A 25,445-nucleotide genomic window follows, 5' to 3' on the forward strand; every position below is an offset into this window, starting at 1 on the left:
GATCGTCATGGAGGACGAGGTCGACCGACTGGTCGCAGCATGGCGCCGCGAGCGCCCCGACCTCGACGTGGAACCGCTCGAGGTGCTCAGCCGCGTCTCGCGGCTCGCCCGCCACCTCGACCGCGCCCGTCGACTCGCCTTCTCCGAGCACCAGCTGGAGCCCTGGGAGTTCGACGTCCTCACCTCGCTGCGCCGCGCCGGAGCTCCGTACCAGCTCTCTCCCGGCCAGCTCCTCACCCAGACCCTGGTCACGTCCGGCACCATGACCAACCGCATCGACCGGCTCACCAAGAAGGGCCTCGTCGAGCGGCTTCCCGACCCCAGCGACCGGCGCGGGGTCCTGGTCCGGCTCACCCCCGAGGGCCGCGACCGCGCCGACGAGGCGCTCGCCGGACTCCTCGCCCAGGAGCGCGCCATCCTGGCCCAGCTCTCCCGCGGCCAGCGCGGCGAACTGGCCGCGCTGCTACGCCGGCTGACCGCCCCGTTCGACAACATCCCCGGTTAGCACCGGCTCCGCGGGGCCCACGCCCGCCCGGCGGGCCAGCGCCACCGCCGCGAGCGTCGAGTGCACGCCCAGCTTTCCGAGCACGTTCTGCATGTGCGTACGGACCGTGTGCGGGGAGAGGAAGAGGCGCTCGGCGACCGCCTTGCGGCCCAGGCCCGCGACCATGCAGCGCAGCACCTCCCGCTCGCGCGGGGTCAGCGACTCCACGAGCCGCTCGCTGTCCGTCCGGTGCTTCCGCACCTCCGTCAGCTCCCGCAGCACGCCCGTGAGCAGCGCGGGCGGCAGGTGCGTCTCGTCCCGCAGCACCCCCCGCACCACCGCGAGCAGCCGCTGCAGCGAGCAGTCCTTCGCGACCCAGCCGGAGGCCCCGGCCTGGAGCGCGAGCGCGGCCCTGCGCGGGTCGTCCTTCTCCGCGAGGACGACCGTGCGGAGCGCGGGCTGCATCCTTCGTACGCCCGTGACCAGCGAGATCCCGTCCACGGCGCCCTCGGCGTCATCGGGCACCGCGCGCGCCACGGCCGCCCCGGTGGGGCCCGCGCCCAGCTCGGCGTCGACGAGCAGGACGTCGAACCGGCGGCCCTCCGCCGCGCCGCGCTCCAGACAGCGCAGGGCCGCCGGGCCGCTGCCGGCGGCGGCGACGTCGACGTCGGGCTCCGCCGCCAGGGCGGCGGCCAGCGATTCGGCGAAGATGCGGTGGTCGTCCACCACCAGGACGCGGATGCGTGCCACGGACACTCCCAAGTGTCGAGGAACGGACCGACGCGGGTACGGCGCCGGAGGCGGGTCCGTCGAAGGCACGGCCGCCGCCGTGCGTTGACTGTTACCCCGCTTCTGGCGCCGTACCCGACGGGTCACGCCCCCTGAACAGCACCGGCCCCCACCGGCGCTGCCCCTCAGAGTAGGGGCGGGGCGCCGCGGTGGGGGCCGAATCGCGGAACTGTCCGAAGTCGTGGGAAAGCGAGCGGTGGTCGGGGGGAGTCGTTCAGAGCCTGCGCGCGCCCGCCGCCGGTACGGCCGGGAAGATTCCCGGGGCCGCGTATCCGGCCTCGGCGAAGGCCTTCCCGACGGCGGCGGCCACCGCCTCCGCGCGCTCGGTCTCCACCAGGACGACGGCCGAGCCGCCGAAGCCGCCGCCGGTCATCCGGGCGCCGAGCGCCCCGGCCGCGTTCGCCGCCTCGACGACGAGGTCCAGTTCGGGGCAGGAGACCCGCAGGTCGTCGCGGAGGGAGGCGTGGCCCTCGGTGAGGACCGGGCCGACGGCACGGGTGGCGCCGGCGTCGAGCAGGGCGATGGTCCGCTCCACCCGGGCGTTGTCGGAGACGACGTGCCGCACGTACCGCAGAATCGTCTCGTCGCTCAAACGTGCGAGCGCTTCCGGTAGATGCGCGGCGCTCACCTCGCGCAGGGTGCGTACGCCGAGCGCCCGCGCACCCGCTTCACACCCGGCGCGCCGCTCCGCGTACGCGCCGTCCCCGAGCGCGTGCTTCACACGGGTGTCGACGACGAGCAGCCGGAGCCCCTCGCTCGCCAGGTCGAAGGGGACCTGACGGTACGAGAGGTCCCGGGTGTCCAGGTGGAGGGCGTGCCCCTCCTCGGCGCAGGCGGAGGCCATCTGGTCCATCACCCCGCAGGGCACGCCGACGAAGGCGTTCTCGGCGCGCTGGGCGAGCCGGGCGAGTTCGGGGCGGGAGAGCCCGAGCCCGAACAGGTCGTTCAGGGCGAGCGCGGTGACGACCTCCAGGGCCGCCGAGGAGGAGAGCCCGGCGCCGGTCGGCACCGTCGAGGTGAGGTGGACGTCGGCGCCGGCCACCGGGTGCCCGGCCTCCCGCAGCGCCCAGACGACACCGGCCGGGTAGGCCGCCCAGCCGCCGCCGGAGAGCGGCTCCAGGGCGTCGACGTCCAGCTGGACGATCCCGCCGTCGATGTCGGCGGAGTGCAGGCGCAGGACGCCGTCGTCGCGGCGGGAGACGGCGGCGACGGTGGTGTGCGGCAGCGCGAGCGGCAGCACGAAGCCGTCGTTGAAGTCGGTGTACTCCCCGATGAGGTTGACCCGCCCGGGGGCGGCCCAGACTCCGTCGGGCGCGGCGCCGTACAGCGCCTCGAAGTCGGCGGCGAGGCTCATGCGCCCTCCTCCTCGTGGCGGGTACGGGCGAACGCCCAGGCGTCGGCGACGACGTCCGCCAGGTCCGGGCGGGACGGCGTCCAGCCGAGCCGCTCGCGGGCGGCGTCGGCGGAGGCGACCAGGACCGCCGGATCGCCGGGGCGGCGCGGGGCGGTGAGCTCCGGGATCGGGTGCCCGGTGACCTCGCGGACGGTCTCGACGACCTCGCGGACGGAGAAGCCGTTGCCGTTGCCCAGGTTGCAGACGAGGTGCTCGCCGGGGGTCATGGCATCCAGCGCGAGGAGGTGGGCCTCGGCGAGGTCGGCGACGTGGATGTAGTCGCGGACGCAGGTGCCGTCCGGGGTCGGGTAGTCCTCGCCGTACACGGAGATCGCCTCGCGCCGGCCCAGGGCGACCTGGAGGACGAGCGGGATCAGGTGGGACTCGGGCTCGTGCCGCTCGCCGAGCGAGCCGTACGCCCCGGCCACGTTGAAGTAGCGCAGCGAGACGGCGGCCAGGCCGTGGGCGGCGCACTCCCCGCCGATCATGTGGTCGACGGCCAGCTTGCTCGCCCCGTACGGGCTGGTGGGCGCGGTGGGCGCGGTCTCGGTGATCGGCACGGTCTCCGGTTCGCCGTAGGTGGCGGCGGTGGAGGAGAAGACGAGCCTGCGGACTCCGGCGTCGCGCATGGCCGCGAGCAGGGCCATGGTGCCGCCGAGGTTGTTCTCCCAGTACTTCTCGGGCCTGGCGACGGACTCGCCGACCTGGGAGAAGGCGGCGAAGTGCAGGACGCCGTCGTAGGAGCCGTCGAGCCACTTCGCGGCGTCCTGGATGCGGCCCTCGATGAACTCGGCGCCGTCGGGGACGGCTTCGGCGAAGCCGGTGGAGAGGTCGTCGAGGACGGTGACCCGGTGGCCCCGCTCCAGGAGGTGGGCGGCGACCACGCTGCCCACGTACCCGGCACCTCCGGTCACCAGGTACTTCTTCGCTGCCGTGGTCACTTGCTCGCCACCTCTCGGAGTCGTCGGGCCGCGTCCTCCGGCCGTACGTCGTTCATGAACGCGCCCATGCCGGACTCGGTGCCCGCGAGGAACTTCAGCTTGCCAGAGGCCCGTCGGACGGTGAAAAGCTCCAGGTGCAGTCCGAGGTCCTCGCGCCGCTCGTCCGTGAACGGCGCCTGGTGCCAGGCGGCGATGTAGGGCGTCGGCGGCTCGTCCGGGCCGAAGATCCGGTCGAAGCGCCTCAAGAGTTCCAGGTAGACCTGTGCGCACTCTGTGCGGGCCGCGGCGTCCAGGGCGAGCAGGTCGGGGACCCGGCGCTTGGGGTGGAGGTGGACCTCGTACGGCCAGTGGGCGGCGTACGGCACGAAGGCGATCCAGTGCTCGGTCTCCAGGACCACCCGCTCGCCGTCGGCCTGCTCCCGGGCGACGAGGTCGTCGAAGAGGTTCCGTCCGGTGGCCGCCCGGTGCTCGTCCGCGCGGCGGCGCACGGCGGCCGTCCGGGGCGTGACGTACGGGAAGGCGTAGATCTGGCCGTGGGCGTGGGGCAGGGTGACGCCGATCTCCGCGCCGCGGTTCTCGAAGCAGTAGACCTGCTCGACGCCGGGCAGGGCGGAGAGTTCGGCGGTCCGGTCGGCCCAGGCGTCGAGGACGAGGGCGGCGCGCTCCTCGGTGAGGTCGGCGAAGGAGTCCGTGTGGTCGTCGGTGAAGCAGACGACCTCGCAGCGGCCGACGCCGCCGGAGAGGGAGGGGAAGCGGTTCTCGAAGACCACCACCTCGTAGCTCTCCTCCGGGATCTCGCTCTCGTGGCCGTCCTTGGCGGGGCAGAGCGGGCAGGCGTCGGCCGGCGGGTGGTAGGTGCGGGCCTGCCGGTGCGAGGCGACGGCGACGGGGTCGCCGGTGAGCTCGTCGTACCGGATCTCGGAGCGGGAGACGACGGGGGTGAGGGGGCGGGGGTCGACGGCGGTGCGGACGGTGTCGTCGCGGGTGTCGTAGTAGATCAGCTCGCGCCCGTCGGCGAGCGTGGTGACGGTCTTCTTCACGGGGGTGCCCTCCGGGCGCGATCAAACAGAACCACGCACAAAGAATCACATTCCAACATACGCGTCAATGGCGAGGCCCGGCCCGTCACACGGACGGGCCGGGCCGAAGAGACACCTCAGTGCGGGCCGCGCTGCCCCGGCACCGCCCGGTCGAGCAGTCCCGTACGGGCCGCGAGCGCCGCCGCCTCCAGGCGCGAGCCGACCCCGAGCTTCATCAGGACCCGCTGGACGTGCGTCCGGGCCGTGCTCGGCGCGATCCCCATGCCCACCGCGATCAGCCGGGTGTCCTCACCCTCCGCGACCCGCACGAGGACCTCCACCTCCCGCTGCGTCAGCAGCCGGAGCAACTGCTGCGCCTCGTCGTCCGGCTGCGCCGAGGGGTTGAGCAGCTCCGCGAAGGCCCCCTGGAGCAGCTGCGGCGCCACCGCGGACTCCCCCGCCCGGGCCTTCACCAGGGCGCGCTCGACGCCCTCGATGCGCTCGTCGTGCCGGACGTATCCCGAGGCCCCGGCCGCGAACGCCGCCGCGATCCCGCGCGGCGACGGCACCGGGCCGAGCACCACCACGGCCACCTGCGGCCGCTCCCGCTTGATCCGTACGACGGGGTCGAAGGCTCCCGGCGCGTCCGGCGCCGCGGTGCCCAGGAGGCAGACCTCCGGCGCCCGGCTCACCACCAGCTCCGCGGCCCCCGCCACCGGCGCGGCCGCCGCGAGCACCCGGTGCCCGCGCAGCTTCAGCGCCGAGGCGAGCGCCTCCGCGAGCAGGCGGTGGTCGTCCACCACCACGAGGCGTACGCCCATCCCGGTCATCCCCCCTCGACCTGGCCGGCCGGACGCCCCGGCGGCCCGAACCGGCAAGCTACACGCTCCCCCGCCCCGGCCGCCGACATGCGCGTGGGCCCCTCCGGATCACCGGAGGGGCCCACGGCCGTCTGGCGGGTCGTCAGTGCCCGACGGAGAAGGAGACGATCAGGTACTCCTTGATGTCACTGGACGAGGACGACTCCCGGGGCTTGCTGACCATCGTCTCCGAGAGGAAGAACCGGCCGTCCCCGTAGAGGAGTTCGGCGCCGTTCAGGCTGAAGCTGTTCTCGGCGTTGTGGACCGTCTTGTCCGCCGGGTTCTCCAGGAGCAGCGTCTCCTTCATCGTGCCGCCGTCGACCGAGACGATCCGGCCGCCCTTGTCGTAGGGCGGGGCCTTGTAGACGATGAGGTTGCCGCCGTCCATCCGCAGCGGGACGAAGGTGTACTTGTCGCCCGCGTCGGCCTTCTCCGGCACCGTGCGCCCGGTGGCGAGGTCGAAGGCGATGATCTCGTTGGTCTCGTCGCCGTACTCGCCGGTGCTGCCCTCGTGCTCCTCGGTCGGCACGTACAGCCGGCCGTTGCCGACGAGCGCCTGCGAGCAGGCCTCGACCTTGGTCGAGCGGCAGCGGGCCGCGTACTGGTCGGCGTCCGCCGTGATCTTCGCCTTCAGCTTCCCGGTCTTCTCGTCGATCGAGAAGAAGTCCGAGATGCCGCTGCCGTCACCGGCGGTGTCGCCGACGTCGGCCGCGACGACCAGCGGCTTGGTGGAGACGACCGAGGCGTACTTCACGCCGGCGGGCATCTTGTACTGCGAGACCGGGGCGCCCGTGGTCGGGTTGAGGTTCTGGATCATCACGCTCGGGCTGTCGTACGTCCCGCACTTGCGGACCGCGACGAGGCCCTCGCCGCCGCCGTAGCCCAGGTCGTAGCAGCCCTGGTCGTTGGCCTGCGGCTTCCAGCGCGGGTTGCCGTTGGCGAGGTCGAAGGCGGCGCCTCCGTCGGTGCCGCCGGCCGCGACGGTCGTCCCGCTGAGCGTGACCTCGCCGAACCGGGCCTTCTGGTCGCCGGCGGAGCCGCCGGTGACCGAGGTGGACCACAGCAGCTTGCCGGTGTTCAGGTCGACCAGGCCGACCTCGGTGCACGCCTGGTAGTAGCGCGGCGCGACCCGCTTGGTGGCCTCGAAGAGGATCGGCACCTTGTTGTCGGCGGTGACGTGGCGCGAGGCGCCGCAGACCTGGCCGGTCAGCGGCAGCGTCCACAGGACGCTGCCCTTGTCCAGGTCGTAGGCGACGATCGAGTTCACGCCCGACTTCACGAACGCCTTGTCGGTGATCCAGGAACCGGAGACGTCGGTGACGTCCGGGACCTTCGGCTGGGCGACCTGGAAGGCCATCTTCGCCTGGGTGTCGGCCGCCGGCTTCTCCTTGCCGCCGCCGCCGAGGCCCTTGCCGCCGGTGTCGCCACCGCCCGTGGAGCCCTGCGAGGTGCCGCCCGTGCCCTTGGCCTCGTTGCCCTCGTCACCGCCGTCGGAGTTGGCGTACCAGAAGCCGACGCCGACGATCAGGACGACGGCGACGACGGCCGCGATGACGATCTGCAGCTGCGCCGACAGCTTCTTGCCGCCGCCGGGGGCCGGGGGCGGGGTGGGCTGGGCGTAGCCGCCGTACTGCGGCTGCTGAGGCTGCGTCGGGTAGCCGTACGGGGGCTGGCCCGGCTGCTGGGGCTGCTGGTAGCCGCCGTACGGCTGCTGCTGGGGCTGCTGGGGCGCGGCCGGGTAGCCGTACGGCTGCTGCGGCGCCGGCGGCTGCTGCGGCTGGCCGTAGCCCTGGTCGGGCTGGGTCGGGGGCTGCTGCGGGTAGCCGTAACCCTGGTCGGCCTGGGTCGGCGGCTGCTGCGGGTAGCCGTAACCCGGCTCCGGCTGCTGCGGGTAGCCGTAGCCCGGCTCCGGCTGCTGCTGCGGCGGCGGAGGCGTCGGGGCGCCGAAGCCTCCCTGCGGGTCCGGCGGTTGGTTCGGCGGGGGCGGGGGTGGCTGCGTCATCGGTCCGTGTACCTCACTTGCTGAAGGCCATCATCGTCTTGACCTGCATCTCGTCCTTGTCGTTGGACGCCGACACACGTCCGGCCGCCACCACGAAGGTGCCGCTGCCGTAGGCGTAACCCGCGCTGTAGAAGCTGCTCTCGATCTCGGCGGTCGAGGCCGGGTGCTGGAGCAGGATCTTCGGCGCGCCGCCGGTCGGGGCGAGGGTGGCGACGGCGCCGCCCTTGTCGTACGACGGGTCCACGTACAGCAGGACCTGCCCGCCCTCCATGCGCAGCGGCGTCATCGACTGGTCGCCGGGGGCCTTCGAGCGCCACTTCTGCTTGCCGGTCTTCAGGTCGAAGGCGACGACCTCGTTGGGCGTGCCGTAGCCGGTCTCGGTCGCCATGTAGAAGGTGTTCGCGTCGGCCGCGACACCCGTGCAGCCCTGGAGGTTCTTGCCGAAGATGACGAAGCTGCCGCCGCACGAGGGCGCGAACTTGTCCTTGCCGCCCTGGATCTGCGAGCGGAGCTTGCCGTTGCCGTCGAGCGCGAAGATGGTCCACTTCTTCTGCTCGCGCTGGGTGGCCGAGACGACCAGCGGGTCGACCGAGTAGACCTTGTCGACCTCCCAGTTCGCCTCCAGCTGGAAGGTGAACTTCGGCTTGCCGGTGTTGGGGTCGACCTGGCCGACCGCCTGGATCTTCTTGGTGGTGCTGCCCGACGGGCAGTCCATGGCGGCGATCAGCTTGCTGCCGCCCGCGAAGGCGAAGGGCTTGCAGCCGGTGGTGGCGCCCTTGAAGAGCTGCCGGCCGTCGGTCATCGAGAAGCCGTACGCGCTGCTGGAGCCGGCCGCGGTGACCGTGTTGCCGCTGATGGACAGGGTGTTGTCGGAGAAGGCGAACAGGCCCGTGGCCTTCGGGACGGCCTTCTTCCAGCCGGCCTTGCCGGTCTTGAGGTCGATCTTCTGGAGCTGGGTGCACTTGGCGCCGTCCTTGGCGCTCTCGGCGTAGCCGAAGACCATGGAGCCGTCGGCGCCCGGCTCCGGCGGGGCGGCGCACAGCTCGAACGGCAGGTCGACGTGCCACTTGGGCTTGCCGTCGGTCAGGCCGTAGCCGTCGACGCCCTTGTACATCGCCTTGACGACGGTGTCGCCGACGATCCACGGGCCGAAGACGTCGGAGCCGTTGCGGGGCAGGTCCACGTTGTTCTTGAGCAGCCAGTCGACCTTCGCCTCGCCGGCCTGGCGGCCCGCGTTGAGGTCGTCCTCGCCGTTGCGGCCGTCGCCCGTGCCGTCGCCCTCGTCCACCGACTCGGTGGGCTTGGGGGCGCCGGAGGAGGAGGTGGCCGTGGCGGTCGGCTTGGCGACCGGGTCCTTGTCGTCGTCGCCGCCGACGACGGCCCAGGTCGTGACGGCGGCGATCAGGACGGCCGCGGCGGCCACGCCGGCGACCACACCGGTCCTGCCCTTGAACGGGCCGCCGCCACCGGGGCCCTGGGGCGGGGTCGGGCCGCCCGGGTACGCGGGCTGGGTGGGGTAGCCGCCGTAGGGGTTCTGCTGCTGACCGTACGGGCCGGGCTGGCCCGGCTGGCCCTGCTGCGGGTAGCCGTAGGGCTGCGGCGCCGGCTGACCGTACGGACCGGCCTGCGGCGGCTGGCCGTACGGCGGCTGAGCGGGCTGGCCCGGCTGCCCGTACGGGGGCTGGCCGGGCTGCGGGGCCTGGCCCGGCTGCTGCGGGTATCCGTAACCAGGCTGCGGTGCCTGCCCGTACGGTCCCGGCGCGGCGGGCGGCGGGGACTGCGGCGCGGGCGGGGTCTGCGGTGCCTGCGGCGGGACCGGCGGCACGGGCGGCATGCTCTGGCCGGCACCCTGGTTCGGGTCCTGAGGGGCTCCGAAGCCCCCCGGCGGCTGGTTGCTGGGCGGCTGGGTCATCAGCGGTTTCCCCCTTGACGTGAACGGGTTTTCTTTCTACCACTCACGCGATGACACAAAAGCGACCGGTCCGCCCCTTGTACCCAAGGGAGGACCGGCCTGTGATGCCCTCGTTATGCGTCCAGGCCCGGCGGAGGGCTACGCGTCCTCGGCCAGTTCGAGCCAGCGCATCTCCAATTCCTCCCGCTCCGACGCGAGTTCCCGGAGCTCCGCGTCGAGCTTCGCCACCTTCTCGAAATCGGTGGCGTTGTCGGCGATCTGCGCGTGCAGCTTCGTCTCCTTGTCGGAGAGCTTGTCGAGCTGCCGCTCGACCTTCTGCAGCTCCTTCTTCGCGGCGCGGGTATCGGAGGCGGAGACGCCCGCCTTCTGCTGCGCGGGCGCGGCGGCGGGCGCCGGGACCGACGCCTCGATCATCTTCCGGCGCCGCTCCAGGTACTCGTCGATGCCGCGCGGCAGCATCCGCAGGGCCCGGTCGCCGAGCAGCGCGAACGTCCGGTCCGTGGTGCGCTCGAGGAAGAACCGGTCGTGGGAGATGACGACCATGGAGCCCGGCCAGCCGTCGAGGAGGTCCTCGAGCTGCGTCAGGGTCTCGATGTCGAGGTCGTTGGTGGGCTCGTCGAGGAAGAGGACGTTCGGCTCGTCCATCAGCAGGCGCAGCAGCTGGAGACGGCGGCGCTCGCCACCGGAGAGGTCACCGACCGGCGTCCACTGCTTCTCCTTGCTGAAGCCGAACTGCTCGCAGAGCTGTCCGGCCGTCATCTCACGGCCCTTGCCGAGGTCGACACGGTCGCGGATCTGCTGCACGGCCTCCAGGACGCGCAGCGTGGCGGGGAGTTCGGTGACGTCCTGCGAGAGGTAAGCGAGCCGGACGGTCTTGCCGACGACGATCTTCCCGGCGGCGGGCTGCTTCTCGCCCTGGCTGACGGCCGCATCGGCGAGAGCCCGCAGGAGTGAGGTCTTGCCGGCGCCGTTGACGCCGACGAGGCCGATGCGGTCGCCGGGCCCGAGCTGCCAGGTGAGGTGCTTGAGCAGCTCCTTGGGTCCGGCGGTGACGGTCACGTCCTCCAGGTCGAAGACCGTCTTGCCGAGGCGGGCGTTGGCGAACTTCATCAGCTCGCTGGTGTCGCGCGGCGGCGGCACGTCGGCGATCAGTTCGTTCGCGGCCTCGATGCGGTAGCGCGGCTTGGACGTACGGGCGGGGGCGCCGCGCCGCAGCCAGGCCAGCTCCTTGCGCATCAGGTTCTGCCGCTTGGTCTCCTCCGTGGCGGCGATCCGCTCGCGCTCGGCACGGGCGAAGACGTAGTCGGAGTAGCCGCCCTCGTACTCGTGCACGTCACCGCGCTGCACGTCCCACATGCGGGTGCAGACCTGGTCGAGGAACCAGCGGTCGTGGGTGACGCAGACGAGCGCGGAGCGGCGCTCCTGGAGGTGCTTGGCGAGCCAGGCGATGCCCTCGACGTCGAGGTGGTTGGTGGGCTCGTCGAGGACGAGCAGGTCCTGGTCCTCGATGAGGAGCTTGGCGAGCGCGATGCGGCGGCGCTCGCCACCGGAGAGCGGGCCGATGACGGTGTCGAGGCCCTGTTCGAAGCCGGGCAGGCCGAGCCCGCCGAAGAGTCCGGTGAGCACGTCGCGGATCTTGGCGCTGCCCGCCCACTCGTGGTCGGCCATGACGCCGATGACCTCGTGCCGGATGGTGGCCTTCGGGTCGAGGGAGTCGTGCTGGGTGAGCACCCCGAGGCGGAGCCCGCCGCTGTGGGTGACGCGGCCGGTGTCGGCCTCCTCCAGCTTGGCGAGCATGCGGATGAGGGTGGTCTTGCCGTCGCCGTTGCGTCCGACCACCCCGATCCGGTCCCCTTCGGAGACCCCGAGCGAGACTCCGTCGAGCAGGGCACGGGTGCCGTACACCTTGCTGACGGCCTCGACATTGACCAGGTTGACGGCCACGTTGACTCCTGTACGGGGGATCGATCGACGTCCCAGGGTACGTCGCCGCATCCTCCCCCACGGACGGGTGGCATGAGCGGTAGCATGAGGAGTATGAGCGAGCCTACTCAGAAGTACTCGATCAGCATGCCCCGGGACGTCGCCGAGGCCGCACGCGCGCGCGGTGGCCCGTCCGGGCTCTCGGCCTACGTCGCCGCGGCGGTCGCCCGGCAGATCGAGCGGGACGACCTCAACGAGCTCATCGCGGTGGCCGAGGCCGAGCACGGCCCCGTCACCGACGAGGAGATCCAGGCCCGGCGCGACCAGCTGAGGCGCGCACGCGAGGAGCAGGGCGGCGCGACGCCGGGCGAGGCGAGCGCGGCGTGACCCCTCCTCGTGCCGAGGCCGTCCCCGGCGGCACGCTCGTGCTCGACAGCGAAGGACTCGCCAAGGCTGTGTCGCGCGACCGCGGCGTCACCGGCTGGCTGGCCCTGGCCCGGGCGGACGACCTGCGGGTCGTGACCAGCGCGGCCACACTGGTGGAGGTGATGCACCCGCGGATCAACCGCGCGGCCCTGGAATGGACCCTGTCCCGTCTCGTCGTCGAGCCCGTGACGGACGCCGTGGCCCGCCGCGCGGCAGCCCTCCTCGCCGAGACCGGGCTGCACGGGCACAAGTACGCCATCGACGCGATGGTCGCCGCGACGGCCCTCACGGCGCCCGGCCCCGTCACGGTACTGACCTCGGACCCCGAGGACCTCTTGGCCCTCTGTGGCCGCCGGGCGACCGTCATCGCGATCTGATCCTCCCCGCCCGCTCCACCAGCAGCCAGCCCGCCAGGGCCAGGCCGACGGCCGCCGGGGCGGTGACGGGGACGGCGATCAGGGTCGCCGTGTGACCGTCGAGGAGCCCGGCGAAGCCCGTCAGGGACAGGCCCAGGACGCCGAAGAGCGCGAGGGTGATGCCGAGGGCGGCGAGGGGCCCGCCGCCGTCGGTCGCCGGGGCGGCCGGGACCGGGGCCTCGAAGCGGCGGAAGACGGCGACGAGCAGGGCCGTGAGCACGGCCGCCGCGAGGAACCTCGGCGGCACCTGGACCCACCAGGCGGCCGAGGCCGGGGCCGGGAGCTCGAGACCGGACCCGAGCATCGCCCCGTACACACCGAGCATGGCCGTCAGGTGCCACAGGAACGCCGTCATCGCGATGCCGTTGGCGGCGACCACCGCCCGCCACACCCCCGCGCGGGCGACGAGCCGCGCCCCCGGGCCCTTCAGGAGCTCGACCGCGCCGACCAGCCACAGGCCGTGGCAGAGCAGGGCGAGGGTCGGCGGGGCCATGTTCGACACCTTCTCGCCGGGCATCCCCACCATCGACAGGGGGTACGGCCCGAGGGCGACGAGCGCGGTCGCGCCGACCAGGCCCGCGCCGGCGAGGAGGGCCGGGCGGCGGATCATGCCGTCGGCGCGGAGGAAGCCGAGCTGGTGGACCGCGAGCCACACGAACGCGAAGTTCAGGAACTCGACGAAGGGGACGTCCGCCGCGAACCGCAGCACGTCCACCGCGACCGCCCCGCCCACGAGCGCGCCGAACGCGCCCCAGCCCCACCGCTCGTGCAGCCGCAGCAGCGGCGGGGTGAAGGCCACCATCGCCAGGTAGATCCCGATGAACCACAGCGGCTGTGTGACGAGCCGCAGCGCGACCCCGGTGAGCCCCCCGTCCCCGCCGGACGACTGGAGCACCAGGGCGGCCGCGCCCCACACCCCGACGAACACCATCGTCGGCCGCAGCAGCCGCTGGAGCCGGGCCCGCAGGAACGCCGCGTACCGCGGGCGCGAGCGGTGGGCGAGGGCGTGCGAGAACCCGCCGACGAAGAAGAACACCGGCATCACCTGGAACACCCAGGTCACCACCTGCAGTTCCGGCACCACGGCGAGCAGGTTCCCCACCTGCCCGTCCCCGCCGACCGCCGCCATCAGCCAGTGGCCGAGGACCACGACCGCGAGCGAGGCGACCCGGAGCAGATCGACGTACCGGTCCCGCGTCGCCGGCGTGGCGGCGGCGAGTTCACGCGCGCTGATTCCCATACGGGCACGGTCCCGCGCGGGCCCCACGGGGCGACAGGGCGCGGGTACTCAACCGGCGGCTGAGTACGGGGCGGGGCGCCCGCCGGGCGCAGGGCCGGCCGCCCGGCGCGACGCCGGTGGGCGCGACGCCGGCCGGTGGGCGCGATGCCCGTGGGCGCGACGCCGGCCCATGGGCGCGCGCCGGCCCATGGGCACGAGACCGGCCCGTGGGCGCGACGCCAGCCGGTGGGCGCGAGACCGGCCGGTGGGCGCGACGCCAGCCGGTGGGCGCGGTGCCCGTGGGCGCGACGCCGGCCCATGGGCGCGCGCCGGCCCATGGGCACGAGACCGGCCCGTGGGCGTGCGCCGGCCCGACGCCGGTCGTCCGCAGTGCCAACCGGCCCCATGCCGTCGGCCACGCGGGCGACGCCCGGGCGGGGCTGCACCGCTGCCGGGGCGGTGGGTCGCCATGGTCGTCCCATGTCACCGATTCCCGAGGAGAGGCTCATGCGCCGCCTTCCCCGTCTGGCCGCCGTCGCCACCGCCACCGCCGCCCTCACCGTGCTCGCCGCCGGCCCCGCGTCGGCGGTCGATCCCACCGTGTCGGACCCGCGCATCGTCGCCCACTTCGACTTCGCCACCGGTCAGACCCCGGAGAACATCGCCCTCGAACCCGACGGCTCCGCCGACATCACCTTCGCGTTCGCCCATCAGGTCGCCCGCGTCGCCAAGGACGGCACCACGACGATCGTCGCCACGCTCCCCGAGGTGGCGAACCCGCAGACGCCGAACATCGGCGCGGCCGTCGCCCTCGGGATCGCACGCGCCCACGACGGCACCCTGTACGTCGCCTACGCCACCGGCACGGCCGAGACCGGCATCTGGCGTGTCGTCCCCGGCGGCGGCGCACCGGAGCAGATCGCCCAGCTGCCGGCCGACGCGTTCCCCAACGGCATCGCCCTCGACGAGAAGTGCAGCACCCTCTACGCCGCCGATTCGGCCCGGGGCGAGGTGTGGAGCATCCCGCTGGACGGCGGAGACCCCGCCGTCTGGGCCTCGGGCGCGGCCCTCGCGCCGTCCCCGGAGCTCCCCTTCGGCGCCAACGGCCTCAAGCTCCACGACGGCGCCGTCTGGGTGTCCAACACCGCCCAGGGCACGCTGCTCCGCATCCCGTTCGGGCAGGACGACACCGCCGGCCCGATCGAGACCAGGGCCACCGGGCTCGACGGCATCGACGACTTCGCGTTCACCGGCCACGGCGACACGGCCCTCGCCGCGCTCAACTCGGCCAACCTGCTGGAGCTCGTCCGCCCGGACGGCACGCACAAGACGGTGCTCACCGCGGCGGACGGGCTCGACAACCCGACCTCCGTGGCCGTGCGCGCGAAGACCGTCTACGTGAACAGCTCGGCCTTCTTCGACACCACGGACCCTGACCCGAACCTGCTCCTGGCCAGGATCTCCAAGAACAAGCTGTAGGTCCTACAGGACCGTCGCACCCGCCGCCGGGGAGGTCGCCACCCGCGCCGCACGGCACGTGCCGGACGCGGTCAGGGCCGCCGCGACCTGCTCGGCGGCCTCCGCGTCCTTCACGAGGAACGCCGTCGTCGGGCCCGAGCCGGAGACGAGGGCCGCGAGGGCGCCCGCCTCGGTCCCGGCCGTCAGGGTCGCGGTGAGCGAGGGCCGCAGGGAGACCGCCGGAGCCTGGAGGTCGTTGGCGAGGGCGCCCGCGAGGGCGGCCGGGTCGCCGGTGCGCAGGGCCTCCAGGAGGGCCGGGGAGGCGGCCGGCTCGGGGACCTCGACGCCCTCGGCGAGGCGGTCGAACTCGCCGTACACGGCCGGGGTCGAGAGCCCGCCGTCGGCGACGGCGAACACCCAGTGGAAGGTGCCGCCGACGGGCAGCCCCGTCAGCTTCTCGCCTCGCCCGGTACCGAGCGCCGCCTCGCCGACCAGGCTGAACGGCACGTCGGAGCCGAGCTCGGCGCAGATCTCCAGGAGCACGTCACGGGGCGTGTCCAGCCCCCAGAGCCTGTCGCAGGCGAGCAGCGCGCCCGCGCCGTCCGCGCTGCCGCCCGCCATGCCGCCGGCGACCGGGATGTCCTTCTTGATGTGCAGGTGCACGTCCGGGGAGATGCCGTGCCGGGCGGCGAGCAGTTCGGCGGCGCGCGCGGCGAGGTTGGTGCGGTCCAGCGGCACCTTGTCGGCGTCCGGGCCCTCACAGGTGACCGTCAGCTCGTCGGCGGGGGTGGCGGTGACCTCGTCGTGGAGGGAGACGGCGAGGAAGACGTTCGCCAGGTCGTGGAAGCCGTCGGGGCGGGCCGCGCCCACCGCGAGCTGCACGTTGACCTTGGCGGGTACCCGTACGGTCACGCTCACTGCTGCTTCGCCTCCGCGATCCGCGCGAACTCCTCCACCGTCAGCGACTCGCCCCGCGCCTGCGGCGAGATCCCGGCCTTCACCAGGGCCTCCTCCGCCGCCGCCGGGGAGCCCGCCCAGGTCGCGAGGGCCGCGCGCAGGGTCTTGCGGCGCTGCGCGAAGGCCGCGTCGACGACCGCGAAGACCTCCTGGCGGGTGGCGGTGGTCGCGAGGGGTTCGGTGCGGCGGACGAGGGAGACGAGGCCGGAGTCGACGTTCGGCGCGGGCCAGAAGACGTTGCGGCCGATGGAGCCGGCGCGCTTGACCTCGGCGTACCAGTTGGCCTTGACCGACGGGACGCCGTACACCTTGTTGCCGGGCTTGGCGGCGAGCCGGTCGGCGACCTCGGCCTGGACCATGACGAGGGTCCGCTCGATGCTCGGGAACCGCTCCAGCATGTGGAGCAGGACGGGCACGGCCACGTTGTACGGCAGGTTCGCGACGAGCGCGGTCGGCGGCGGGCCCGGCAGCTCCTGGACGTGCATCGCGTCGGAGTGGACGAGCGCGAAGCGGTCGGCGCGCGCGGGCATGCGGGCGGCGATGGTGGCGGGCAGCGCGGCGGCGAGCACGTCGTCGATCTCGACGGCCGTCACGCGGTCGGCGGCCTCCAGGAGGGCCAGGGTGAGGGAGCCGAGTCCGGGACCCACCTCCACGACCACGTCCTCGGGCCGGACCTCGGCCGTGCGGACGATCCGCCGGACGGTGTTGGCGTCGATGACGAAGTTCTGGCCCTTCTGCTTCGTGGGGCGCACGCCGAGGGCGGCGGCCAGCTCACGGATGTCGGCGGGGCCGAGGAGGGCGTCGGGGCTTTCGGGGCCGGTGGTGGTGCTCACCGGTACAGCGTAGGCCCTGCCCGGCCCCGACCAGCCGTACAGGCCGCCGCGAGGCCGTCGGCGCTCACCGGTACGGCGTCTCTGATTGGCTCAGTGCCCTTGAGCGTTGCGCAAGGTACGAGCAGATCGCCTTCGTGCCCTGGTGCTGTGCGGCAGGCGCCGTCAGCCCTCGTGGCACGTCCCCCCGGACGCTGGTCGATCAAGCCGCGTGGCCCGACTGAGGAGGGTGCCCGACGTCGCCTGGGCGCCGGGCGCACGTGACAACATGTCACCGAACGACTGCGGATGGCTACCCACTGGTGAGCCGGCGGCCGCAGTGGGGCCACGGACTCGCCCCCCGCTGCACGTACAGCTTCTTCGCCCGGAACGTCTGCTCGGCGGCGGGCGCGTTCTGCGCGGTGCCGCTGCCGCCGAGGGCGTGCCAGGTGCCGGGGTCGAACTGGTAGAGCCCGCCGTACGTCCCCGAGGCGTCGACCGCGTTCGGGCGGCCGCCGGACTCGCAGGCGGCGAGCGCGCCCCAGTCGAGGCCGTCGGCGCCGGCGACGGAGGTGGGCAGCGGCCGGGTGCCGAGCCGCACCTTGCGGCTCACCGGCTCGCGGACGATCTCCTCGCCGGTCCTGCGGGGCCGCTGCCGGACGCCGTTGACCGTGCGCAGGCTGTACGTGACGCGGCGGACGCCCGGGACGCCCTGCCGTTCGACGACCTCGGTGCCGGCGAACAGTTCCGGGTCGCGGACCTGCTCGACGGCGTACGGGACGGACTCCTCCCGCACCTGTGTGGCGCCGGTGATCCGCAGCACGTTCACGGTCTGGCCGTCACGGGGGAAGGAGCCGCCCGCCACGGAGGTGGTGTCCTGCGCGGAGAGCGTGATCCCGGCCTCGGCGAGGGCCTCCCGGACGGTGGCGGCGTTCGTGCGGACGGTCCGCTCGCGCCCGTCGGCGAGGAAGGTGACGGCCCGCTCGGTGCGGACGTCGAGGGCGAGGCCCTGGCGGGAGATGGGGGCGGCGCGGGAGACCGAGAGGAAGGCGCCCTCGGCGCGGACCCCGAGCTGGCGCAGGGCGCCGTCGACGGTCTCCGCCGTCGTCCAGATCTGGCGGCGCTGCCCGTCGAGGGTGAGGGAGACCGGCCGCCCGTACCGGACGACGATCTCGTCGCCGCTGGCCAGGGCCTCCCCAGGGGCGGGGGCGACGATGTCGTGCGCGCCGACGGCGACGCCCTCGTCGGCGAGGAGCTCCCGCACGTCGTCGGCGAAGGTGTGGAGGGTGCGCGGGACGCCGTCGACGGTGAGCTCGACGGCCTTGTCGTCGGCGAGGAAGGCGCTGGTGCCGCCGGCCAGGAAGGCGACGACGAGGGCCTGCGGGACGAGCCTGCGCAGCCCGTCCGCCGCGGTGCCGCCGCCGGAGGTCCTGCGGCGCCGGGCGGCACGGCGGGCCCCGGCGCGGGAGCCCTGCCCGGGGACGGTGCCTCCGGGGACGGTGCCCCCGGGGACCGGACCTGGGACGACGAGCGGCGCTGCTTGGGTCGGCTGCTCGTGGACGGGCAGGGTCGCGGCCCGCCGTCCGGCGCGGTGACTGCCCTGGGAAGTGCTCACGAGGCCGGGACCCTAGCCGGGGCGCCGATCACTCCGTGCGGCGACCCGGCTACGACACGTAACCGTTATGGATCAGTAATCGAAGGCGCGGGCCGTGTTCACGGCGATCGCCCCGGCCAGTTCGTTCTCCCCGATGCCGCGGACCTCGGCCATGGCCCGGACGGTGACCGGGATCAGGTACGGGGCGTTCGGGCGGCCCCGGAAGGGCGCGGGGGTGAGGAAGGGGGCGTCGGTCTCGACGAGGACCAGTTCCAGCGGGGCGATCGCGAGGGCGTCGCGCAGCGGCTGGGCGTTCTTGAAGGTGACGTTGCCGGCGAAAGACATGTAGTAGCCCTTGGCGGCGCAGATCTCGGCCATGGCGGCGTCGCCGGAGTAGCAGTGGAAGACGGTCCGCTCGGGGGCGCCCTCCTCGTCCAGGACGCGCAGCACGTCGGCGTGGGCCTCGCGGTCGTGGATGACGAGGGCCTTGCCGTGCCGCTTGGCGATCTCGATGTGGGCGCGGAAGGAACGCTCCTGCGCGGCGATGCCCTCGGGTCCCGTGCGGAAGAAGTCGAGGCCGGTCTCCCCGACCCCGCGGACGTGCGGCAGGGCGGCGAGCCGGTCGATCTCGTCGAGGGCGTCGTCGAGGGCCGCGTCTCCGCCTCCCTGACGGGCGCCCTGGCGGGACCAGCCGTCGGGGTCGCCGAGCACGATCCGCGGAGCCTCGTTGGGGTGCAGCGCGACGGCGGCGTGCACGTTCTCGTGGGCGGCGGCCGTCTCGGCGGCCCACTGCGAGCCCTTCACGTCGCAGCCGACCTGGACGACCGTGGTCACGCCGACGGCGGCGGCCTTGACGAGGGCCTCCTCGACGGTCCCGGACTGCAGGTCCATGTGGGTGTGCGAGTCCGCGACCTCCACGAGGAGGGGTTCGGGCAGCGGCGGCGGGGCGTCCTTGGCACTCATGGCCCCGATCGTACGAGGACCATGAGTGCCGGCGCGTGGCCTACTGGTGACGCCGGAAGGGGTGGAAGAGGTCCGACAGGTGCCAGTGGTGCGGTACCGGCGGCTTCTCGGGAGTGTCCTCGGTCAGTTCCTGGCCGATGGGTCCGGCCGGTGAGACGGGCTTCGTCGCCCGCGCCCCGTGTTGGTGCTTCTCGGTCGCGGCGATCAGGTCGAGCACCGACGACACCTGCCCCGCGCGCATGATGCGGACGACGTGGCCGCCGCAGTTCATGCAGGTGGGGCTGGACAGCGGGGACGGGACCCGCTCTCCGTCGGCCTTGTAGACGACGAATTCCTGGCCGGCGGCGTCGACGTGGTGCTCGATGTCGTACGCCTGCTCCCAGCCGTATCCACAGCGCATGCAGGCGAAGGCGTACGCCTCATGGGCGACGGATATGCCGGTGCCGGTGATCTCGCTCATGCCAGCTCCTCTCCACTGATCAGTGGACGCCTTTTCGGGCCCGAGCGCATCAGCGGGGGAAGAACCATGGAAGGCTTTTGGCCCTTCCCTTGCCAAGCGCCCAGAAGAGGGTCCCGGCGCCGGGTTCGGCTTTGCCTTTCAGATTAGTCCTTTACCGTTTCCGGGGCCCGACGCGTCCGCATTCTTTGCCGCCACCACGGCATCGAACACCTCCCGCTTGGGAAGTCCCGCCTCCGCGGCGACCGCGGCGATCGCCTCCTTGCGGCGCTCCCCCGCCTCCTCGCGCACCCGCACCCTGCGCACCAGCTCCTCCGCGTCGAGCTCGGCGGGCCCGGTCTCCGGGGCACCCTCGACGACGACGGTGATCTCACCCCGCACGCCCTCGGCGGCCCAGGCGGCCAGCTCGGCCAGCGGGCCGCGCTTGACCTCCTCGTACGTCTTGGTCAGCTCGCGGCAGACGGCGGCCCGGCGCTCGGCGCCGAAGACCTCGGCCATCGCGGCGAGGGTGTCGTCGAGGCGGTGCGGGGCCTCGAAGTACACGAGGGTCCGCCGCTCGTCCGCGACCTCGCGCAGCCGCCCGAGGCGCTCGCCGGCCTTCCTCGGCAGGAAGCCCTCGAAGCAGAAGCGGTCCACGGGGAGACCGGAGAGGGCGAGCGCGGTCAGCACGGCGGACGGGCCGGGGACGGCCGTCACCTTGATGTCCTGCTCGACGGCGGCGGCGACCAGCCGGTAGCCGGGGTCCGAGACGGACGGCATGCCCGCGTCGGTCACGAGCAGCACCCGCGCGCCGCCGACCAGGGCCTCGACCAGCTCCGGCGTACGGGCGGACTCGTTGCCCTCGAAGTACGAGACGACCCGGCCCGTGGTGTGGATGCCGAGCGCCCGGGTGAGGCCGCGCAGCCTCCGGGTGTCCTCGGCGGCCACGATGTCCGCGCTCTGCAGCTCGGTGGCGAGCCGGGGCGGGGCGTCCGCGATGTCGCCGATGGGGGTCCCTGCGAGTACCAGCGTTCCTGTCACACGGGACATCCTCCCAGCCCGGACAGGCGACGCGCACAGGCGCGTTCCCTACGATGGCGCGGTGACCAGTACCGCACCCGAGGCCCTGGAGGGCCAGCACCCCATGGCGGCGCCCGTGGCAGAGCCCTCTTCATGGCAGCAGAGGCTGCGGCGCTTCGGCTACGCGCCGCCCGCCCCGGACGCCACCCCCGTCGGGCTGCGGGAGCGGCTCGTCCCCCCGTACACCCGCCCGTCCGAGCGGACGTGGTCGCTCCTCGGCATCGGCCCCCACCTGGCCGAGCGGCTGTGGCGGCTGATGGCCTGGGGCGGTCCGCTCCTGGTCACGGCGGTCGCGGGCCTGCTCCGGTTCTGGAACCTGGGCAAGCCGCACGCGGTGATATTCGACGAGACGTACTACGCGAAGGACTCCTGGGCCCTGATCAACCAGGGGTACGAGGGGGCCTGGCCGAAGGACATCGACAAGACGATCCTGAAGGACCCCGGGTCGGTCCTGATCCCGACCGACCCGGGATATGTCGTCCACCCGCCGATGGGCAAATGGGTGATCGGCGTCGGCGAGAAGCTCTTCGGCTTCGAGCCCTTCGGCTGGCGCTTCATGGTGGCGCTGCTCGGCACCCTGTCGGTGCTCATGCTGTGCCGGATCGGCCACCGCCTCTTCCGCTCCACGTTCCTCGGCTGCCTGGCGGGCCTGCTGCTCGCCGTCGACGGACTGCACTTCGTGATGAGCCGCACCGCGCTCCTCGACCAGGTGCTGATGTTCTTCGTGCTCGCCGCCTTCGGCTGCCTCGTCCTCGACCGGGACCGCACGCGCGCGCGGCTCGCGGCGGCGCTCCCGGAGGACGAGGAGGGGGTGCTGCGGCCCGACGCGGAGATCGCGGAGACCCTGCGCCTCGGCTGGCGGCCGTGGCGGCTCGCGGCCGGCGTGTCCCTCGGCCTCGCGGCGGCCACCAAGTGGAACGGCCTGTACGTGATGGTCGCCTTCGGCCTGCTGACGGTGCTGTGGGACGTGGGTGCCCGGCGCACGTCGGGCGCGGTCCGCCCGTACGCCTCCGTGTTCAAGAAGGACCTGGTCCCGGCGTTCGTGTCGGTGGTGCCGGTGGCGATCGCGACGTACCTGGCGACCTGGACGGGCTGGCTCGTCTCCGACAAGGGCTACTTCCGGCACTGGGCGGAGGACCACGACAAGGCGGTCGGCGGCGGCACCTGGGGCTGGCTCCCGGACTGGCTGCGCAGCCTCTGGCACTACGAGTCCGAGGTGTACACCTTCCACGTCGGCCTGACCTCGCCGCACACCTACCAGTCGAACCCCTGGTCGTGGATCGTCCTCGGCCGCCCCGTCTCGTACTTCTACGAGTCCCCCGCCCCGGGCACGGCGGGCTGCCCGGCGACCGCGAAGGAGAAGTGCGCCCAGGAGGTCCTGGCCCTCGGCACCCCGCTCCTGTGGTGGGCGGCGTGCTTCGCGATCCTGTACGTCCTGTGGCGCTGGGCGTTCCGCCGCGACTGGCGCGCGGGCGCGATCGCCTGCGGCATCGCGGCCGGCTGGCTCCCCTGGTTCCTTTACCAGGAACGCACCATCTTCCTTTTCTACGCGGTCGTGTTCGTGCCTTTCCTGTGCCTGGCGGTGGCGATGATGCTGGGCGCGATCATCGGCCCCGCGGGTTCATCGGAAAGACGCCGCACATTCGGCGCGGTGGCGGCGGGCTGTCTCGTCCTGCTCATCGTCTGGAATTTCATCTACTTCTGGCCCCTCTACACCGGCACGCCCATTCCGCTGGACCAATGGCGCAACCGGATGTGGCTCGACACCTGGGTCTAGTACAACCTTTCGCGGCGTCACGGGGTCGAACGGGTGTACAGCATCCGAGGGCTTGGAGGACTTCGTGGCACGAGTGCGTACGGCCGTGGTCGCGGCGGCGTTGGTCGCGGCCCTGGCGCCGCCGGCGTTCGGGGGAGCGGCGGCCGTCGCCGCGCCCGCGACGGCGGCGGTCACCGGGACGGCGGCGGAGGCAGGGACGGTCGGGACCGTCGTCCAGGAGGGCGGCCGGCTGAAGGTCCCGGCGGGTGAGGAAGGGCCGGTGACGCTGCGGTTCACGGCCTCGCTGCCGGCGGGCGTCCGGGGGCCGGTGACCGCGGTCCTGCGCCTGCCCTACACGCTGGCCGCGGTCGCGGGCGGCTCGCCGGTGAGCGAGAACGTGATCCGTTCCACCTGCTCGGTCAACGGCGTGGCGTACGGCGAGTGTCTGTGGGACATGCCCTATGTGCGCTACGGAGGAGAGGAGAAGCCTCCGCCGTCCCTCGCCCTTCCGACCGTGACGGCCGCGGGCACCCTCGCCTACGCCGTCACCATGGACGCGGACCGGACCGCGTTGGTCCTGGGCCACCCGGACACCCTGGTCGAGCTGAAGGACAGCACGGGCGCGGTGGTGGCCGAGGGGACGGTCGGCCTCGACTTCGTCCCCGGGACGCCCCCTCCGAACCAGCGCGGCGCGCTGCACGCCCGGGACAAGTACGGCGTGCTGTGGCGGTACGAGGGCACCGGTGACGTCACGCGGCCGTTCGCGACGCGCAAGCGCGTCGGCGGCGGCTGGAACGCGTACACGGCCGTCACTCCGGTGGAGGGCCCCACCGCCGGGGGGACCGGCGGCCTCGTGGCCCGCGACCGGGCCGGGGTGCTCTGGTACTACGAGGGCACCGGCAAGCCCGACGCCCCGTTCGCACCGCGGCGGCGGGTCGGCGGCGGCTGGAACATCTACACCTCCCTCGTCGGGGACAGCTACCGGGGTCTGGTCGCCCGGGACGGGGACGGCGTGCTGTGGCGGTACGAAGGCCCGTTCGAACAGCGACAGCGGGTCGGCGGCGGATGGAACACGTACACGGCGCTGACCATGCCGGGCGGGTACGAAGGGATCGTGGGCCGTGACAAGGACGGCGTGCTGTGGAAGTACGAACGCCAAGGCTGCGCCCCCTGTGCGCCCTTCGAGCCGAGGCAGCGCGTCGGTGGCGGCTGGAACGTCTACACCGCCCTCGCCGGCACGACGGAACTCGGACGTGACGAGAATCCCGACCTGGTCGCCCGCGACGCCGCCGGCAGGCTCTGGCTCTACCAGGGAGTGCGCAAGCCCTCGCCCTACTCGTCCTGGGGCAGCGTCGTTCCCGGCCCCACCCGCAGCCTCGTAGGCGGCGGCTGGAACGCGTACGACCTGATCTTCTGAGTCATGAAAAGGCCACGGGCCCCGGGGAGTTCCCGGGGCCCGCGGCCTTTCGTGCGGAGGTACCGCGAGGGCGTCAGAAGATTCAGAAGATGAGGTCGTACATGTTCCAGCCACCGCCGACCAGCGTGCGGCCGCCCGGCACCACGGTGCCTCCCCTGACGATGCCCTCGTACGCGTAGAGCGTGCCGGAGGCGTCCCGGGCGACGACGTCCGGGGCGCTGTACACACCGAGGTCCGCGGTGCCCGCGATCGCCGTGTACGTGTTCCACCCGCCGCCGACGCGCAGGCGCGCCTTGTAGGGCTGCGTGGTGGACGGCGTGACCGTTTCGGGAGCGTACTTCCAGAGCACGCCGGTCGTGTCTCGGGCGAGGGCGCCACCGTCCTGCGGGGTCAGCGCGTCGTACGTGTTCCAGCCGCCGCCGACCCGGACACGGGGAGCGAAGGGCTTGGTGACGTCACCCGTCTTCTTGTAGAGCCACAGCACCCCGGACCTGTCGCGGGCGACCAGGTGGCCGTCGCGGCCGACGAGGGCGGTGTACTCGTTCCAGCCGCCTCCGACGCGCACGCGGGGCGCGAAGGGCGCGGAGGGCTTGCCGGTGCCCTTGTAGAGCCAGAGGACTCCGGACCTGTCGCGGGCGACGAGGTCGCCCCGGCCGTCCGCCGTGGCGGTCGTGACCGGGGTGACGGCCGTGTAGGCCCCCCAGCCGCCCCCGACCTTGGTACGGGTGCCGAACGGCCTGTTCAGCTTGCCCGTGCCCTCGTACCGCCACAGGACGCCGTCCTTGTCACGGGCGTGGAGGGCGGCGCGGCGCCAGGCGTCCGGGGTGCCCTGGACGACGTCGAGTCCGACCGTGCCGTCGGCGACGACCTTGCCGGTCTCGTCGGTGAGGGTGACGGGCGCGTCGAGGGAGCCGATCCAGGCGAGGGTGTCGGGCAGGTCGAGCGTCACGGCGTAGAAGATCCGGTCCGCGGCCGGCTTCACGGGCAGGTCGAGGACGACACGGGCCGGGCCGTCCTCGTCGAGGCTCGTGCCCTTCCAGGAGCACGGCGCGGCGGCGGCGCCGTCGACCGAGCAGGTGGACTTGATCTGCGCGGCCGTGCGGTAGTCGGTCCAGCCGCCGACCGGCCAGTTGGTGATGGGCAGCGTGACGCGGGCCTTCAGCTGCCCCGTCGTGTCGGGCATCAGCGAGGCCGTGAACTTGAGCGTCACGGGCCCCTCGGCACCGGCGGGCACCGTCAGCCGGCCGCCCGGCTGGGTGATGCCGCCGATGTCCTGGGCCTCGGCCGCCGCGGCGGCCGGCACCGGAACGGTGACCGCGACGGCCTGCGCTCCTCCGAGCGCCACCGGTGCGACAGCGGCCACCAGAGCCGTCGCCGCCACCACTGCCGAACGCATGCGTGCCATGGAAATCCCCCCGGATTCACGTGTGTTGGGGAGAGCGGGCAGACCCCCCGCCGCGCTCTCATTCACCCGTAAGACACACGTGCGCCACGAACGGTTGTACGTGATCCACGGTGAAATTCTGTCGCGTGCGTCGCGTGCGTCGAGTGCGTCGAGTGCGTCGAGTGCTTCCGGTGTGACGGATGACGT

At 73.2% G+C, this 25,445-nt stretch carries 22 protein-coding genes; 6 read left to right on the plus strand and 16 right to left on the minus strand.

All coding sequences use genetic code 11. The features are described 5' to 3' along the window. Positions 1-7: 7 nt before the first annotated feature. The gene (locus ACN9M0_RS14385) at positions 8-505 is read left to right on the plus strand and encodes a MarR family winged helix-turn-helix transcriptional regulator (RefSeq protein ID WP_329853265.1); all 498 of its coding nucleotides are present in this window, start codon (positions 8-10) and stop codon (positions 503-505) included. Here ACN9M0_RS14385 and ACN9M0_RS14390 read toward each other — a convergent pair. The 8 genes from ACN9M0_RS14390 to ACN9M0_RS14425 form a co-directional block, all read right to left on the minus strand. Further along, positions 464-1,234 (minus strand): response regulator transcription factor, encoded by a 771-nt coding sequence (locus tag ACN9M0_RS14390; protein ID WP_366039199.1) that lies wholly within the window; start codon positions 1,232-1,234, stop codon positions 464-466. The two genes, ACN9M0_RS14385 and ACN9M0_RS14390, sit on opposite strands and share 42 nt — an antisense overlap. A 253-nt stretch (positions 1,235-1,487) precedes the next feature. After that, entirely contained in the window at positions 1,488-2,627 is a 1,140-nt protein-coding gene (gene galK / locus ACN9M0_RS14395; protein WP_399698689.1) for a galactokinase, read from the minus strand. Beyond that, on the minus strand, positions 2,624-3,607 hold the full coding sequence (galE, locus tag ACN9M0_RS14400; protein ID WP_426403697.1) for a UDP-glucose 4-epimerase GalE: 984 nt from the start codon (positions 3,605-3,607) through the stop codon (positions 2,624-2,626). The genes galK and galE overlap by 4 nt, the downstream gene beginning before the upstream one ends. Continuing rightward, entirely contained in the window at positions 3,604-4,647 is a 1,044-nt protein-coding gene (gene galT, locus ACN9M0_RS14405) for a galactose-1-phosphate uridylyltransferase (protein WP_426403698.1), read from the minus strand. Before galT ends, galE begins: the two co-directional genes overlap by 4 nt. A 116-nt stretch (positions 4,648-4,763) precedes the next feature. Next, complete coding sequence (locus ACN9M0_RS14410; RefSeq protein WP_366039195.1) at positions 4,764-5,447, minus strand: helix-turn-helix transcriptional regulator; 684 nt, start codon at positions 5,445-5,447, stop codon at positions 4,764-4,766. Positions 5,448-5,589: 142 nt separating this feature from the next. Next, positions 5,590-7,488 carry a PQQ-binding-like beta-propeller repeat protein gene (locus ACN9M0_RS14415; protein ID WP_366039194.1) on the minus strand — a complete coding sequence of 633 codons (1,899 nt, stop codon included), beginning with the start codon at positions 7,486-7,488 and terminating at the stop codon, positions 5,590-5,592. Positions 7,489-7,501: 13 nt separating this feature from the next. After that, positions 7,502-9,400, minus strand: coding sequence for a PQQ-binding-like beta-propeller repeat protein (locus ACN9M0_RS14420; RefSeq protein WP_426403699.1), 1,899 nt, complete (start codon positions 9,398-9,400; stop codon positions 7,502-7,504). A 138-nt stretch (positions 9,401-9,538) separates the two neighbouring features. Further along, positions 9,539-11,344 carry an ABC-F family ATP-binding cassette domain-containing protein gene (locus ACN9M0_RS14425; protein ID WP_426403700.1) on the minus strand — a complete coding sequence of 602 codons (1,806 nt, stop codon included), beginning with the start codon at positions 11,342-11,344 and terminating at the stop codon, positions 9,539-9,541. Positions 11,345-11,437: 93 nt separating this feature from the next. On the opposite strand from ACN9M0_RS14425, the gene ACN9M0_RS14430 reads away from it, so the two are divergent. Continuing rightward, positions 11,438-11,710, plus strand: a complete 273-nt coding sequence (locus ACN9M0_RS14430; protein WP_426403701.1) for a CopG family transcriptional regulator — start codon at positions 11,438-11,440, stop codon at positions 11,708-11,710. Next, positions 11,707-12,126: a PIN domain-containing protein gene (locus ACN9M0_RS14435; protein ID WP_426403702.1), complete on the plus strand. Its 420-nt coding sequence runs from the start codon at positions 11,707-11,709 to the stop codon at positions 12,124-12,126. Before ACN9M0_RS14430 ends, ACN9M0_RS14435 begins: the two co-directional genes overlap by 4 nt. On the opposite strand, the gene ACN9M0_RS14440 is transcribed toward ACN9M0_RS14435, so the two are convergent. Continuing rightward, the gene (locus ACN9M0_RS14440; RefSeq protein WP_426403703.1) at positions 12,113-13,405 is read right to left on the minus strand and encodes an acyltransferase family protein; all 1,293 of its coding nucleotides are present in this window, start codon (positions 13,403-13,405) and stop codon (positions 12,113-12,115) included. The genes ACN9M0_RS14435 and ACN9M0_RS14440 overlap by 14 nt on opposite strands. A 486-nt stretch (positions 13,406-13,891) precedes the next feature. Here ACN9M0_RS14440 and ACN9M0_RS14445 point away from each other — a divergent pair, with 486 nt between their 5' ends. Continuing rightward, positions 13,892-14,863, plus strand: a complete 972-nt coding sequence (locus tag ACN9M0_RS14445) for a hypothetical protein (protein ID WP_426403704.1) — start codon at positions 13,892-13,894, stop codon at positions 14,861-14,863. A gap of 3 nt (positions 14,864-14,866) precedes the next feature. Here the strand turns inward: ACN9M0_RS14445 and ACN9M0_RS14450 are convergent, their stop codons facing one another. The 6 genes from ACN9M0_RS14450 to rsmI form a co-directional block, all read right to left on the minus strand. After that, positions 14,867-15,760, minus strand: coding sequence for a 4-(cytidine 5'-diphospho)-2-C-methyl-D-erythritol kinase (locus ACN9M0_RS14450; protein WP_426403705.1), 894 nt, complete (start codon positions 15,758-15,760; stop codon positions 14,867-14,869). Next, positions 15,757-16,632, minus strand: a complete 876-nt coding sequence (gene rsmA / locus ACN9M0_RS14455) for a 16S rRNA (adenine(1518)-N(6)/adenine(1519)-N(6))-dimethyltransferase RsmA (protein ID WP_366039186.1) — start codon at positions 16,630-16,632, stop codon at positions 15,757-15,759. Before rsmA ends, ACN9M0_RS14450 begins: the two co-directional genes overlap by 4 nt. A 289-nt stretch (positions 16,633-16,921) precedes the next feature. Continuing rightward, a complete protein-coding gene (locus ACN9M0_RS14460; RefSeq protein WP_366039185.1) occupies positions 16,922-18,223 on the minus strand; it encodes a ubiquitin-like domain-containing protein in 1,302 nt (433 codons plus the stop codon). 72 nt (positions 18,224-18,295) lie between these two features. Then, the gene (locus tag ACN9M0_RS14465) at positions 18,296-19,165 is read right to left on the minus strand and encodes a TatD family hydrolase (RefSeq protein WP_356905424.1); all 870 of its coding nucleotides are present in this window, start codon (positions 19,163-19,165) and stop codon (positions 18,296-18,298) included. A gap of 40 nt (positions 19,166-19,205) precedes the next feature. After that, on the minus strand, positions 19,206-19,625 hold the full coding sequence (locus tag ACN9M0_RS14470) for a hypothetical protein (protein WP_366039184.1): 420 nt from the start codon (positions 19,623-19,625) through the stop codon (positions 19,206-19,208). A 138-nt stretch (positions 19,626-19,763) separates the two neighbouring features. After that, positions 19,764-20,651, minus strand: a complete 888-nt coding sequence (gene rsmI, locus ACN9M0_RS14475) for a 16S rRNA (cytidine(1402)-2'-O)-methyltransferase (protein ID WP_366039183.1) — start codon at positions 20,649-20,651, stop codon at positions 19,764-19,766. A 52-nt stretch (positions 20,652-20,703) separates the two neighbouring features. Here rsmI and ACN9M0_RS14480 point away from each other — a divergent pair, with 52 nt between their 5' ends. After that, positions 20,704-22,458, plus strand: coding sequence for a dolichyl-phosphate-mannose--protein mannosyltransferase (locus ACN9M0_RS14480; protein WP_426403706.1), 1,755 nt, complete (start codon positions 20,704-20,706; stop codon positions 22,456-22,458). Between the two features lie 64 nt (positions 22,459-22,522). Continuing rightward, complete coding sequence (locus tag ACN9M0_RS14485) at positions 22,523-23,854, plus strand: hypothetical protein (protein WP_426403707.1); 1,332 nt, start codon at positions 22,523-22,525, stop codon at positions 23,852-23,854. An 82-nt stretch (positions 23,855-23,936) separates the two neighbouring features. On the opposite strand, the gene ACN9M0_RS14490 is transcribed toward ACN9M0_RS14485, so the two are convergent. Next, on the minus strand, positions 23,937-25,250 hold the full coding sequence (locus tag ACN9M0_RS14490; protein WP_426403708.1) for a hypothetical protein: 1,314 nt from the start codon (positions 25,248-25,250) through the stop codon (positions 23,937-23,939). Positions 25,251-25,445 lie beyond the last annotated feature (195 nt).

Origin of the sequence: Streptomyces sp. R-07 (assembly GCF_049913175.1) — a bacterium.
GTDB lineage: Bacteria > Actinomycetota > Actinomycetes > Streptomycetales > Streptomycetaceae > Streptomyces.

Excerpts from the sequence above, each read along its gene's own strand:
- ACN9M0_RS14385 (WP_329853265.1), top strand. The coding sequence starts at position 8 with ATGGAGGACGAGGTCGACCGACTGGTCGCAGCATGGCGCCGCGAGCGC.
- galK (WP_399698689.1), bottom strand. The coding sequence starts at position 2,627 with ATGAGCCTCGCCGCCGACTTCGAGGCGCTGTACGGCGCCGCGCCCGAC.
- ACN9M0_RS14410 (WP_366039195.1), bottom strand. The coding sequence starts at position 5,447 with ATGGGCGTACGCCTCGTGGTGGTGGACGACCACCGCCTGCTCGCGGAG.
- ACN9M0_RS14415 (WP_366039194.1), bottom strand. The coding sequence starts at position 7,488 with ATGACGCAGCCACCCCCGCCCCCGCCGAACCAACCGCCGGACCCGCAG.
- ACN9M0_RS14420 (WP_426403699.1), bottom strand. The coding sequence starts at position 9,400 with ATGACCCAGCCGCCCAGCAACCAGCCGCCGGGGGGCTTCGGAGCCCCT.
- ACN9M0_RS14430 (WP_426403701.1), top strand. The coding sequence starts at position 11,438 with ATGAGCGAGCCTACTCAGAAGTACTCGATCAGCATGCCCCGGGACGTC.
- ACN9M0_RS14440 (WP_426403703.1), bottom strand. The coding sequence starts at position 13,405 with ATGGGAATCAGCGCGCGTGAACTCGCCGCCGCCACGCCGGCGACGCGG.
- ACN9M0_RS14445 (WP_426403704.1), top strand. The coding sequence starts at position 13,892 with ATGCGCCGCCTTCCCCGTCTGGCCGCCGTCGCCACCGCCACCGCCGCC.
- ACN9M0_RS14465 (WP_356905424.1), bottom strand. The coding sequence starts at position 19,165 with ATGAGTGCCAAGGACGCCCCGCCGCCGCTGCCCGAACCCCTCCTCGTG.
- ACN9M0_RS14470 (WP_366039184.1), bottom strand. The coding sequence starts at position 19,625 with ATGAGCGAGATCACCGGCACCGGCATATCCGTCGCCCATGAGGCGTAC.
- rsmI (WP_366039183.1), bottom strand. The coding sequence starts at position 20,651 with ATGTCCCGTGTGACAGGAACGCTGGTACTCGCAGGGACCCCCATCGGC.
- ACN9M0_RS14490 (WP_426403708.1), bottom strand. The coding sequence starts at position 25,250 with ATGCGTTCGGCAGTGGTGGCGGCGACGGCTCTGGTGGCCGCTGTCGCA.